This is a genomic window from Serratia sp. NGAS9 (assembly GCF_009905295.1).
Lineage (GTDB): Bacteria > Pseudomonadota > Gammaproteobacteria > Enterobacterales > Enterobacteriaceae > Serratia > Serratia bockelmannii.
Genome location: NZ_CP047605.1, coordinates 3,772,780 through 3,785,488, shown reverse-complemented (window position 1 = coordinate 3,785,488; position 12,709 = coordinate 3,772,780). Strand labels below are relative to the sequence as shown.

Here is a 12,709-nt window from a genome sequence, read left to right as displayed (position 1 = left end):
AAAAATAGCGGCATTCTGCACCGCAAACCTCTCTGGGCGGCCTTCTGCCCGGCGGCAACCGTAACGCCGAGTGAACAGCCGCAAGGTCAGGGCGAGAATGTCAGGCAGACCGCCGTGCCGCCGCCGCCTCTGCGCCGGATGCGCAGCGTTCCTCCCAGTCGCGCCGCGCGTTCGCTCATGATGGTCAAGCCGTAATGCCCTTCCGGTTCTTCCAGACTGGCGATGCCGCAACCGTCGTCGGTAATGCTGAATACGTTGTCGCCTGCGGCATTGACCTCGCAACACACCGCGATCTCGTTCGCTCCGGCGTGCTTGACGGCATTGAGTACCGCTTCGCGCACGATCTGCAGCGCGTGCACCTGCTGTTGGGCGTTGAGCGCCTGCGAGGGCAGCCGACAGTGTAACTGAATCCGCGCGGGGGTTAGCGCCTTTAATGGCTGCAACAGTTGCTCCAGCGCGGCATTCAGGTCCGCCTCCTGAATGTTGAGGCGGAAGGTGGCCAGTAATTCTCTCAGCTGGCGATAGGCATCGGCCAGCGTGCGATCGAAATCATCGATAATCGTCTGCGCCGCCGGATCGTCGGCGGCGCGCCGGAGCAGCGTCAGCTGGATGCGCAGGAACGACAGCGTCTGCGCCAGCGAATCGTGCAGCTCGCGGGCGATGGTCCCACGCTCTTCCATCAGCAACAGATATTGGTGCTGCTTTTGCGCGCGGTTGAAGTAGACGCCGCGGCCCAACATATTGGCCAGGCTCTGCATCAGGTGAGGATGCGGCGGCTGCGCCTCGGGCTGCCAACGCAATTCGCCCAGCAGTTTATCGCCTTGAGTGATCGACAGCGCGCTCCAGGCTTGCGCCGGCGCCGGCTCTCCTTCGTTCAGTTGCCACTGGCCATGGTCGTCCGCCACGTTCAACCGGATGCAGCGCAGTCGTTCACTTTGGCGCACGATGCGCAGCACATTTTCAAACGCCTGCTGATCGATCTGGCGCACGCTCAGCGCCTGCGAGCAGCGATACAGCACCTCCAGCGTTTCGTTGGCCTGCTGCAGGCGCTGGGTCTTTTCCTGCACTTTCAGCTCCAGCGACTGATAGAGCCGGGCCAGCTCGTCCGACATGGCGCTGAAGGTTTGCGACAGCACGCCGAGTTCGTTCGGCAGCGCCACGTCCAGCTGCGGGTGGCGAAAGTCGCGCTGTTGCACGCGCTGGCTGGCGTCGACCAGATGCTGCAGCGGCGTGACCACCTGGCGGCGCATAAAACGGATGCAGAACAGCACCAGACCGATGATGGCGGCGTAGCCCAGTACGCTGATGGCGGCCACCAGGGTGAGTTTCAACTCTGAATAACGCTGTAGAGCGGAAACGAAATGATCGACGCGGTTGACGTAGCCGGCAACCTCTGCCCGGTAGGCGGCCGCCTGCCCGTCGCGGATCTGCTGCTCCATCGTTTGCCATGTTCGTTGCAACGCCAGATAGTGGTTGCGTACCTCGGCCGGGACGTAAAAACGCGCCAGCTTTTGCAGCGCGGGTGCCTGCAAAGATTGCCGGTATTGCTGCAGGTGCAGCTCCAGCTCCGGGTTCTGCCGGTCGAGGTCAAAGGCCAAGCGGTAGCTTTGCATGCGCAGCGAACCGGCGATGTTGATCGCCTCGGCATCGCTCTGGCTGCCGGCGACGGTCGTCAACGCCAACCCGGTGGCGAGCACCGACAGGATCACGATGCCGAACAGCGCTCTGGCCAGGCTGCCGGTCACGGAACGTTTAACAAGCAATCACGGAATCCTTTTCTCTCAGGTGAGGCGCTTCGCCATTTTCATTCGAAAGCAAAACTATAACTTTTGCAACTAAATTGCACCGCGATTTGTATCAAGTTGTCAACAAAACGGGAACAATTGTCGTTGTGTAATCAAATGAATAGCGAAATGCCCACCGATTTTCAGCCGCAGCCCGGTTTCCACTGATGATTTGCCTTTGTGGATGCGATTCGTCTGTCAGATTATGCGTCTGCCCACGATGTCTTTTTAATCCTGGTTTGCCCGGAGAGGCGTTGTGATTTTTGTTGCAAATCGTCTGCTGCGGCGCAGCGTAATCGCGGTATGATTTTCACGTTGCAACTCAAGGAAAAAGGGTCATGTCGTCGAAAATTGAGAATGTGAAGAAAGAGCTGTTGTCGGACAACTGGTATGTGCTGCACAAGTACACGTTCGATCTGAAACGCAAAAACGGCGGTTCGGTGCAACAGATGCGCGAGGTTTACGATCGCGGCAACGGCGCCACCATTTTGCTGTACAACCGCGCCAAGGGCACGGTGGTGCTGACCAACCAGTTCCGCATGCCGACCTACGTCAACGGCAACGAAAGCGGCATGCTGCTTGAGGCCTGCGCCGGCCTGCTGGACGCCGATTCGCCGGAGCAGTGCGCGCGCCGCGAAGCGGTGGAAGAGACCGGTTTTCAGGTGGGCGAGGTCAAGAAAATCTTCGAAGCCTACATGTCGCCGGGCGGCGTGACCGAGATCGTGCACTTCTTTATCGCCGAATACCATGACGATGAGCGGCGCGCGGCCGGCGGCGGCATTGAAGATGAAGATATCGAAGTGATCGAACTGCCGTTCAGCGACGCGGTGGCGATGATCGCCGATGGCCGCATTAAAGACGGCAAGACCATCATGCTGCTGCAGTATTTGCAGATTCATCGGGTGATGGAATAAAAAAAGCCGGTCATAATGACCGGCTTTTTTATCGGCTTGCGCCCGGCCGCTTACTTCAGCAGTGCCTGCGCCTTGGCCACCACGTTGTCCACGGTGAAGCCGAACTCGACGAACAGCTGCTCCGCCGGCGCCGACTCACCGAAGGTGGTCATGCCCACGATGGCGCCGTTCAGGCCCACGTACTTGTACCAGTAGTCCGCGATACCCGCTTCCACCGCCACGCGCGCCGTCACCGCCGCCGGCAGCACCGACTCGCGGTACGCCGCATCCTGCTTGTCGAACGCGTCGGTCGACGGCATCGACACCACACGCACTTTGCGGCCCGCTGCGGTCAGCGTGTCCGCCGCTTCCACCGTGATACCCACTTCGGAGCCGGTGGCAATCAGGATGACGTCCGGCGTGCCCGCGCAGTCTTTCAGCACGTAGCCGCCGCGGTACACGTTCGCCAGCTGCTCTGCGCTGCGCGGCTGCTGGGTCAGGTTCTGGCGCGAGAACACCAGGGTGGTCGGGCCGTCGTTGCGCTCGATACCGTACTGCCACGCCACCGCCGATTCCACCTGGTCACACGGGCGCCAGGTGCTCATGTTCGGGGTCACGCGCAGGCTCGCCAGCTGCTCCACCGGCTGGTGGGTCGGGCCGTCTTCGCCCAGACCGATGGAGTCGTGGGTGTAGACGAACACGTTGCGCAGCTTCATCAGCGCCGCCATGCGCACCGCGTTGCGGGCGTATTCCACGAACATCAGGAAGGTCGCCGAGTACGGCAGGAAGCCGCCGTGCAGCGCGATGCCGTTGGTGATGGCGGTCATGCCGAACTCGCGCACGCCGTAATGAATGTAGTTGCCCGCCGGGTCAACGTTCAGCGCTTTCGAGCCGGACCACATGGTCAGGTTGCTCGGCGCCAGGTCGGCAGAGCCGCCCAGGAACTCCGGCAGCACCTTGCCGAACGCTTCCAGCGCGTTCTGCGACGCCTTGCGGCTGGCGATGTTGGCCGGGTTGGCCTGCAGTTTTTCCACGAACGCTTTGGCGTCGGCTTTCCAGTCGGCCGGCAGCTCGCCGTTCATGCGGCGCTTGAACTCGGCAGCCAGTTCCGGGAAGGCCTTGGCGTAGGCGGCGAACTTGTCGTTCCAGGCCGCTTCTTTGGCCTGACCGGCTTCTTTGGCGTCCCACTGGGCGTAGATGTCCTGCGGGATTTCAAAGGCGGCGTATTTCCAGCCCAGTGCTTCGCGGGTGGCGGCCACTTCGGCGGCGCCCAGCGCGGCACCGTGCACGTCATGGGTGCCGGCCTTGTTCGGCGAACCGAAGCCGATAACGGTCTTGCACATCAGCAGCGACGGCTTGTCGGTCACCTTGCGGGCTTCTTCAATCGCGGCCTTGATGGCGTCCGGGTTGTGGCCGTCAACGTTGCGCACCACGTGCCAGCCGTAGGCTTCGAAACGCAGGGCGGTGTCGTCGGTGAACCAGCCGTCGACGTGGCCGTCGATGGAGATGCCATTGTCATCGTAGAAGGCAGTCAGCTTGCCGAGCTTGAGGGTGCCGGCCAGGGAGCAGACTTCGTGCGAGATACCTTCCATCATGCAGCCGTCGCCCATGAAGGCGTAGGTGTGGTGGTCGACGATGTCGTGGCCAGGGCGGTTGAACTGCGCCGCCAGGGTGCGTTCGGCGATGGCAAAGCCGACGGCGTTGGCGATACCCTGGCCCAGCGGGCCGGTGGTGGTCTCAACGCCTGGGGTGTAGCCGTACTCCGGGTGCCCCGGGGTTTTGGAATGCAGCTGACGGAAGTTTTCCAGCTCGCGCATCGGCAGGTCGTAGCCGGTGAGGTGCAGGAGGCTGTAAATCAACATGGAGCCGTGGCCGTTGGAGAGCACGAAACGGTCGCGGTCAGCCCAGTGCGGGTTAGTCGGGTTGTGGTTGAGGTAGTCACGCCACAGGACTTCGGCGATGTCCGCCATGCCCATAGGGGCCCCCGGGTGGCCGGAATTTGCTTTTTGTACGGCGTCCATGCTGAGTGCGCGGATGGCGTTGGCAAGCTCTTTACGAGAAGACATAACGAAACTCCAGTGCGGTTACAGTTGAGCGGCCAACATGTCTTCCAGCTTCTGCTGGTCGACGGCGAACAGGCGGATGCCTTCGGCGAGTTTTTCTACCGCCATGGCGTCCTGATTGTGCAGCCAGCGGAATTCCGCTTCGGCCAGCGGAGCGGGTTGGTGGAAGCCCTCGGTCGACGGGGTCAGCTTGCGCTCGACCGGCTGTTCGCTGTTTTTCAGCTGCTCCAGCAGGTTCGGCGCGATGGTCAGGCGATCGCAGCCGGCCAGCGCCAGGATCTGCTCAACTTTGCGGAAGCTGGCGCCCATGATCACCGTCTGGTAACGATGACGCTTGTAGTATTCATAGATGGTGCGCACCGATTTCACGCCCGGATCCTGATCGGCGTCATAGTCGGCGGCAGGCTGTTTGGCCTGGTACCAGTCATAGATACGGCCGACGAACGGCGAGATCAGATACACGCCGGCTTCGGCGCAGGCGCGGGCCTGTGCGAAGGAGAACAGCAGCGTCAGGTTGGTGTTGATGCCTTCTTTTTCCAGCTCTTCGGCGGCTTTGATGCCTTCCCAGGTGGAGGCCAGCTTGATCAGGATGCGCGATTTGTCGATGCCCTGTTCCTGATACATGCCGATCAGTTTGCGCGCTTTGGCGACGCACATGCCGCGGTCGAACGACAGGCGGGCGTCCACTTCGGTGGAGATGCGGCCCGGCACGCTTTTGAGGATCTCGACGCCGATGTTGACCGCCAGTTTATCGCTGGCGTTGATCAGCTGGGTTTCCTTGCTGCCGCCCTGGCGGCGGGCATACTCCAGCGCTTCGGTGATCAGCGCTTTGTACTGCGGCAGCGCGGCGGCTTTCAGGATCAGCGAAGGGTTGGTGGTGGCGTCCTGGGGTTCGAACTGGCGGATGGATTCGATATCGCCGCTGTCGGCGACCACCGTGGTCAGCTGCTTGAGTGCGTCTAATTGATTCATTGATAAGCTCCTTGACCAAGCTCAACGTAGGGAAATGAGAACCTTTTTCATCATAGGGGGAACACACTGCATCATCGGGTCGAGAATGAAAATGCGCTTTTTCTGATTGTTGCGATGGATAATAACAATGAATGCCGAGTAAACCCAGGCGGAGCGCGGCTTATGCACGACCGCCATCATGGCTGCAGGCGATTTAACGCCGTCCGACCGCGTTTTCGTAATAGCCGATTCGCTCGACTTTCGGCGCCGAACCTCCCCCTTCAAACTCCGACTCCAGCCAGGCATCGACGATGGTTTTCGCCAGCTCGGCACCGATGACCCGCGCGCCCAGCGTGATGATCTGAGCATCATTGCTTTTGCGCGCCCGTTGGGCGGAGTAGGTATCGTGACATTGCGCCGCGCGAATGCCGGGCACTTTATTGGCCACGATGCTCATACCGATGCCGGTGCCGCACAGCAGGATGCCCCGCCGATGTTTTTCCTCCCGTATCGCCTGTGCGACGCGATAGGCGATATCGGGATAGATCCCCGTTTCTGCGGTGCGATCCGTCGTGTAGTCAATGACGGGAATGTCCCGTTGTTGCAGGTGGGCGACGATCAGATCCTTCAGTTCAATGGCGGCATCGTCGGCGCCGATGGCGATAGGCAGCATAGCGGTCTCCTGATTGGTAACGAAAAGGGCGGCGATCCTCGATGGCGCCACGTTCATTACCGTATCTCTGTTTAATCAAATGTTCAATCTATGTTCTTTTGTTTTTTCGTCGTGTTTTCTGTTTGCGCCTGTAAAAGGTGACTTTCGTCACTAAAAAAGAGGTTTTAATCGTTATTCATCCTCATGTAGACGGGTTTTTGAGCGATATCACACTTTGATAAGTTCACTGTGGGCAAATTGAACGCATGGCGTTAGTGTTCATTTGTTCTTTGAGTGTGTTAATGATCAAAATAAGTTCCCCTACCAGAGGAGAGTGCTATGTGTCAGACCTGCATGACAGAGGCGAAAATGGCAGCCGCTATCCCCGAGATCATGAAGGCGGTTGTGGCGTACGCCCCGAAAGATTACCGCCTGGAACAGGTGCCGGTACCGAAGATTGGCCCGAAAGAGATCCTGGTGAAGATCGAGGCCTGCGGCATCTGCGCCGGCGATGTTAAAGCGTTCGAAGGGGCGCCCAGCTTCTGGGGCGATGAAAAACAACCGGCATACATCAAGGCGCCGATGATCCCCGGCCATGAATTTATCGGCCACGTGGTGGGATACGGCGAAGGCGTCGAGGGCTTCAATCTCGGCGATCGCGTGATATCAGAACAAATCGTTCCCTGCTGGCAATGCCGCTTCTGCAACCGCGGTCAGTATTGGATGTGCGAAAAGCATGACCTGTACGGTTTCCAGAAAAACGTCAATGGCGGCATGGCCGAGTACATGAAGTTCACCAAAGAGGCGATTAACTATCACGTGCCGGCCGACTTGCCGATCGAAAAAGCCATTCTGATCGAACCCTATGCTTGCTCCTTCCATGCGGTGCAACGCGCCAATATCAAACTGGGCGATGTCGTGGTGCTGGCCGGCGCCGGCACCCTGGGGCTGGGCATGATCGGGGCGATCAAAAAGTCCGGGCCCTCGAAGCTGGTGGTGCTGGATCTGTCCGACGAGCGTCTGGCGCTGGCGAAGCGCTTCGGCGCGGATGTGACGCTGAACCCGACCCGTGACGACGTGCCCGCGGCGGTTAAAGCGATGACCGACGGCTACGGCTGCGACATCTACATCGAGGCGACCGGCGCCCAAAAGTCCGTGGAACAGGGCCTGACGCTGATCCGCAAACTCGGCACCTTCGTCGAATTTTCCGTGTTCAAGGATCCGGTGACCGTCGACTGGAGCATCATCAGCGACCGCAAGGAGCTGGACGTGCTCGGTTCGCACCTCGGCCCTTACTGCTACCCGCTGGTGATCGAAGGCATCGCCAATGGCGATCTGCCGACCGAAGGCGTGGTGACGCATACGCTGCCGCTGGAACAGTTCGCCGAGGGCTTCGAGCTGATGAAGCGCGGCATCGGTTCAATCAAAGTGGTGCTTAATCCAAACCTCTGAAACCTGCATCGTTCTTCGGGTGCGGGCGAGCCTGCGCCTCCATAATCACATGTGCTGGGGTGTTCTATGTTGCATGGACTGATTCATCGCATTGGTCTGTCACCGAAACTGCTGCTGGGCTATGCCGGCGTGTTGGTGTTCATGATGGGCGAAGGGCTAGAACAAGGATGGCTGTCGCCTTATTTGATTGGCAAAGGGCTGAGCATTCAGGAATCGGCGCTGCTGTTCAGCGTTTATGGCTTTGCGGCCGCGATCGCCGCCTGGTTTTCCGGCGTGCTGGCGGAAATCTTTACCGCCCGGCGGGTGATGTTGGCCGGCCTGCTGCTGTTCTTGTTCGGTTCGGTGTGCTTTTTGACGTTCGGCCTGCCGAGCAACAACCTGGCGATCATGGTGCCGACCTATGCGCTGCGTGGCTTGGGCTATCCGCTATTTGCCTACGGTTTTCTGGTGTGGGTGGCATATGAGGCGCCGCCGGAAAGGCTGGGGTCGGCGGTGGGGATTTTCTGGTTCGTCTACAGCGGCGGGCTCAGCGTGCTGGGCGTGCTGTATTCCAGCATCATGCTGCCTTATCTCGGCGAGATCCACACGCTGTGGAGCGCGCTGATTTTCGTCGTGCTGGGCGCGGTGATTGCGCTGATGCTCAATCGCGACGACGGCGCGGCACAGAGCGGCAACCGGGAAAAAGCGTCGCTGGGTTACGTCTTGAAAGGCATCACCATCGCGTTTGAAAACCCGAAGATCGGCCTGGGCGGCATCGTGCGCACCATTAATACCTCTGCGGCTTACGGCTTCGTCGTATTCATGCCCATGTACATGATGGATATGGGGTTCACCCGTACGCATTGGCTGCAGATGTACGCCGCGCTGTGGACGGTCAACATCATTTTCAACTTGATTTTCGGCGTGATCAGCGACGGTCTCGGCTGGCGCAATGTGGTGATGTGGTTCGGCTGCGTCGGCTGCGCCTTGACCACGCTGATGTTCTACTACGTGCCGCAATTCTTTGGCGCCAACTACCTGCTGACCGTTTGTGCCGCCGGTTTGTTCGGCGCCTGCCTGGCGGCGTTCGTGCCGCTGTCGGCCATCATGCCGTCGCTGGCGCCGGACAATAAGGGCGCGGCGATGTCGATTCTCAATCTGGGCGCTGGCCTGAGCACCTTTGTCGGCCCGGCGGTGGTGGGGCTGTTTATCGGCAGTCTCGGCACCGTTGGCGTGATCTGGATCTTTACCGGCTTGTACCTGTTCAGCGGCGTGCTGATGAAATTTGTCACGCTGCCGAAGGAAAGCGCGACGGCGTCGGAAGAACGCGGCGCGAGTTTGGCGAAAATATCCTGACCGAGGGTGAAGTTCACAGTTTTAAGGGGAAATATATGATTAATCATCAAACTACGGCGCCGCGCGAGCTCTCGCTGCAGGGCAAGGTGGCGCTGATTACCGGCGGCGCTGCGGGGATCGGCCTCGCTATCGCCGAACGCTATCTGCAAAACGGCGCGTGCGTGGCGCTGCTCGATCGGGCGCCACAGGTTGCGGAAGTGGCGCGACAGCTGGACGCCGAGGCGGCGTTGGGCGTCGTGGCCGACGTCACCGATGCCGCGTCGGTGGAGCGGGCGGTGGCGCAGATTGAGGCGCATTTCGGGCGGCTGGACGTGCTGGTCAACAGCGCCGGCATCGTCGCGCTGCATCCTGCTGAGGAACTGCCGGAAACGGCGTGGGATGCAACCCTGGCGGTCAATCTGAAAGGCGTGTTTCTTACCTGCCAGGCGGTAGGGCGCCGTTTCATTAGTCAGCGCGGCGGCAGCATCATCAATCTCGCCTCGCAGGCCGGGGTGGTGGCATTGCCGAATCACCTGGCCTATTGCGCCAGCAAAGCGGGCGTGATCGGGTTGACTCAGGTGCTGGCGCTGGAGTGGGGGCCGCACAACGTGCGGGTCAACGCCATTTCACCCACCGTCGTTTTGACGGAGCTGGGCCGTAAGGCCTGGTCTGGCGAGGTGGCTGAGCAGATGAAGCAGAAAATCCCGCTGCGGCGCTTCGCCGAGCCGCAAGATATCGCCGCCAGCGCCCTGTTTTTGGCCGGCGACGCGGCGGCGATGATCACCGGCGCCAACCTGGTGGTCGACGGCGGTTACACCATTCAATAATTTCTTATTCAGGCGACAGAGAGGCCGCGATGAACAGAATCATTAACGATCCCGATCACGTAGTGGAAGACGCCATTCAGGGCTATAGGCTGGCCCACCCGGACTATTACGCCGCCACCGACAATGCGCGGGTGTTGAAATATCCGCCGGCGCCGATCGCCGGCAAAGTCGGCATCGTCACCGGCGGCGGTTCCGGCCATGAGCCGGCGTTCCTGGGCTATGTCGGCAAAAACATGCTGGATGCCGTCGCGATTGGCGAGATTTTTTCATCGCCTACGGCGGGGGCTTTTCTCGACGCTTTCAAGGCGGCGGACAGCGGTGCGGGCGTCGCTTGCCTGTACGGCAACTACGCCGGCGACAACATGAACGTCAAGATGGCGATCAAGAAGGCCACGGCGGCCGGCATACGGGTGAAAACCGTGGTGGCCAACGATGACGTCGCCTCGGCGCCGGCCAGTGAGATCGATAAACGGCGCGGCGTGGCCGGCGAAATTCTGATGTGGAAGGTCGGCGCGGCGGCGGCGGCCAAGGGATACGATCTGGACGGCGTGATCGGCGCGGCGCAAAAAGCCATCGACCGGTGTCGTTCGATCGGCGTCGGCCTCAGTTCCTGCACCATTCCCGCGGTCGGCAAACCCAATTTTCATATCGAAGACGGCAAGATGGAGATCGGCATTGGCCATCACGGCGAACCGGGCATTGAGGTGTCGCCGATCCAGTCGGCGTCGGCGATGGCCGGCACCATGCTCGATTTCGTGCTCAACGACATGCCGCTGGAACAGGGGCAGGAGGTGGCGTTGCTGATCTCCGGGCTTGGCGCCACGCCGGTGATGGAGCTGTATATCTATTATGCCGAAATAGAGCGCCGATTGACGGCGAAAGGCGTGCGGGTGCATCGGCGCTACGTCGGCAATTACTTCACGTCGCTGGAAATGATGGGCGTGACGCTGACGCTGATGACGCTGGATGACGAACTGAAAACGCTGCTGGACATGCCGGCGCAATCTTTAGGCTTAACCCAGGTGGAGTGAATCATGACGGAACAAATTTCAACCCGGTACGGCAGTGAGATCGTTACGGGGCTGATAGACACCATTGTCAGCAACCGCGAATACCTGAGCGAAATAGACGGCGCCATCGGCGACGGTGACCACGGCATTAACATGTCGAAGGGATTCGCGATGTGCGGCGATGCCATTCGCGGCCGCACGCTCACGCTGGCGCAGGCGTTCGATGCGGTTTCCGATGCGCTGATGGAGGGCATCGGCGGTTCGATGGGGCCGTTGTACGGCAGCCTGTTCATGGGCATGGCGGAGAGCGTGCGCGAGCGCAGCGTGCTGGATAAGCAGGCATTTTTGGCGATGTTGCACGGCGGATTGCGCGAACTGCAGGAAATCAGCAGCGCGGGCGTGGGCGACAAGTGTCTGATGGATACGCTGATACCGGCGGTGGCGGCGTTTGAGCAGGCGGCGGGGCGCGGTGACGACTTCGCCGCAGCGCTGGAAAAGATGAGGATCGCCGCGGAACGCGGGCGCGATTCCACGCGCGAACTGGTGGCGAAAATCGGCCGCGCCAGCCGTCTGGGCGAGCGTTCGCGCGGCGTACTGGACGCCGGCGCGGTATCTTGCTGCCTGCTCTTGACCCGATTGGCGGACGAGGTGGAGCAACGACTGAATACCGTTGCCGCCTGATCGCGTTATACTAGCGGGCATTCAGCATTGTCGGAGGGGCGTGTATCGTCCCTCCGCCATGATTAACCGGCCTGCCGTGGGGAAACGTCTAACGGATGGAAAAACAAACTGTGTCCCAGGATAACGAACTGCTGACCGAAATCGCCGTTGCTTATTATCAGGATGAGATCACGCAGGAAGAGATCGCCAAAAAATTCGGCATTTCACGGATCAAAGTCGGTCGTTTGCTCAAGCGCGCCAAGGAAGAAGGCATCGTCGAGATCAACGTGCGTTATCACCCGGTATTCAGCACCCGGCTGGAACAGCAGATGATGGAACGTTTTCCCATCAGCCGCGCGCTGATCGCGCTCGACCATCAGGACGAAGAGGAACAGCGTCGGCAAGTGGCGGCGCTGGTGTCTAACTATCTGGCGATGTCGCTGAAAGACGATATGGTGTTGGCGGTTGGCCAGGGACGCAACGTGGCGGCGATTGCCGATCACGTCGGCAACGTGACGGAGCGCAACTGCAAGTTCATCTGCGGCATCGGCGGTACTCACCGTCCGGGCGATGCGATCAATGCCGACCATATCAGCCGGCGCTTGGCGAAGAAGTTCGGCGGCAGCAGCGAGACGCTTTACGCGCCGGCCTACGTCGAAAATCGCGCGCTGAAAGACGCCTTCATGCAGAACGGCACGATTAAGGAAACCCTGGATCGCGCGCGTAAGGCCGATGTGGCGTTAGTCGGCATTGGCGACATGAATGAAAACAGCTATATGGTGAAATTGGGATGGTTCACGCCGCACGAGATTATCGACGCCAGCCTTAATCAGGGCGTGATCGGCGACATCGCCGGCTATGACTTTTTCAATGCCCAGGGGCAGCATGTCGACACGGTAATGAATGACAGAGTGATCGGGCTAAGCATCGATGAGCTGCGCAAAATCCCTTGTGTGATCGCCATTGCTTCCGAGAATACCAAGGCGTTGGCGATTTTGGGCGCTTTGCGTACCGGTGCCATCGACATTATCGCCACCAGCGCGCTCAATGTGCGCACTATCCTCAACATGTCGCAATAGCGGCACCTGCAAAAATAAAGGGTT

At 60.1% G+C, this 12,709-nt stretch carries 11 protein-coding genes; 7 read left to right on the top strand and 4 right to left on the bottom strand.

The window, feature by feature from the left end; genetic code table 11:
- Positions 1 to 86: 86 nt before the first annotated feature.
- On the bottom strand, positions 87 to 1,763 hold the full coding sequence (narQ, locus tag GUC32_RS18050) for a nitrate/nitrite two-component system sensor histidine kinase NarQ (RefSeq protein WP_025303815.1): 1,677 nt from the start codon (positions 1,761 to 1,763) through the stop codon (positions 87 to 89).
- 359 nt (positions 1,764 to 2,122) lie between these two features.
- On the opposite strand from narQ, the gene nudK reads away from it, so the two are divergent.
- Positions 2,123 to 2,698, top strand: coding sequence for a GDP-mannose pyrophosphatase NudK (gene nudK / locus GUC32_RS18045; protein WP_016926753.1), 576 nt, complete (start codon positions 2,123 to 2,125; stop codon positions 2,696 to 2,698).
- A 50-nt stretch (positions 2,699 to 2,748) separates the two neighbouring features.
- On the opposite strand, the gene tkt is transcribed toward nudK, so the two are convergent.
- The 3 genes from tkt to rpiB form a co-directional block, all read right to left on the bottom strand.
- Positions 2,749 to 4,743: a transketolase gene (gene tkt / locus GUC32_RS18040; RefSeq protein WP_342100352.1), complete on the bottom strand. Its 1,995-nt coding sequence runs from the start codon at positions 4,741 to 4,743 to the stop codon at positions 2,749 to 2,751.
- A gap of 18 nt (positions 4,744 to 4,761) precedes the next feature.
- Entirely contained in the window at positions 4,762 to 5,712 is a 951-nt protein-coding gene (tal, locus tag GUC32_RS18035) for a transaldolase (RefSeq protein WP_016926754.1), read from the bottom strand.
- A 193-nt stretch (positions 5,713 to 5,905) separates the two neighbouring features.
- Positions 5,906 to 6,364 carry a ribose 5-phosphate isomerase B gene (gene rpiB / locus GUC32_RS18030; protein ID WP_025303812.1) on the bottom strand — a complete coding sequence of 153 codons (459 nt, stop codon included), beginning with the start codon at positions 6,362 to 6,364 and terminating at the stop codon, positions 5,906 to 5,908.
- 318 nt (positions 6,365 to 6,682) lie between these two features.
- On the opposite strand from rpiB, the gene GUC32_RS18025 reads away from it, so the two are divergent.
- From GUC32_RS18025 to GUC32_RS18000, 6 genes are all read left to right on the top strand, one after another.
- Complete coding sequence (locus tag GUC32_RS18025) at positions 6,683 to 7,795, top strand: alcohol dehydrogenase catalytic domain-containing protein (protein ID WP_049209353.1); 1,113 nt, start codon at positions 6,683 to 6,685, stop codon at positions 7,793 to 7,795.
- 66 nt (positions 7,796 to 7,861) lie between these two features.
- Positions 7,862 to 9,130 (top strand): MFS transporter, encoded by a 1,269-nt coding sequence (locus tag GUC32_RS18020; RefSeq protein WP_025303810.1) that lies wholly within the window; start codon positions 7,862 to 7,864, stop codon positions 9,128 to 9,130.
- A gap of 35 nt (positions 9,131 to 9,165) precedes the next feature.
- A complete protein-coding gene (locus GUC32_RS18015; RefSeq protein WP_025303809.1) occupies positions 9,166 to 9,936 on the top strand; it encodes an SDR family oxidoreductase in 771 nt (256 codons plus the stop codon).
- Positions 9,937 to 9,965: 29 nt separating this feature from the next.
- Entirely contained in the window at positions 9,966 to 10,967 is a 1,002-nt protein-coding gene (locus tag GUC32_RS18010; RefSeq protein ID WP_015378693.1) for a dihydroxyacetone kinase subunit DhaK, read from the top strand.
- A 3-nt stretch (positions 10,968 to 10,970) separates the two neighbouring features.
- Positions 10,971 to 11,627: a dihydroxyacetone kinase subunit DhaL gene (gene dhaL / locus GUC32_RS18005; RefSeq protein ID WP_342100348.1), complete on the top strand. Its 657-nt coding sequence runs from the start codon at positions 10,971 to 10,973 to the stop codon at positions 11,625 to 11,627.
- Between the two features lie 95 nt (positions 11,628 to 11,722).
- Positions 11,723 to 12,685 (top strand): sugar-binding transcriptional regulator, encoded by a 963-nt coding sequence (locus tag GUC32_RS18000; protein WP_025303807.1) that lies wholly within the window; start codon positions 11,723 to 11,725, stop codon positions 12,683 to 12,685.
- Positions 12,686 to 12,709 lie beyond the last annotated feature (24 nt).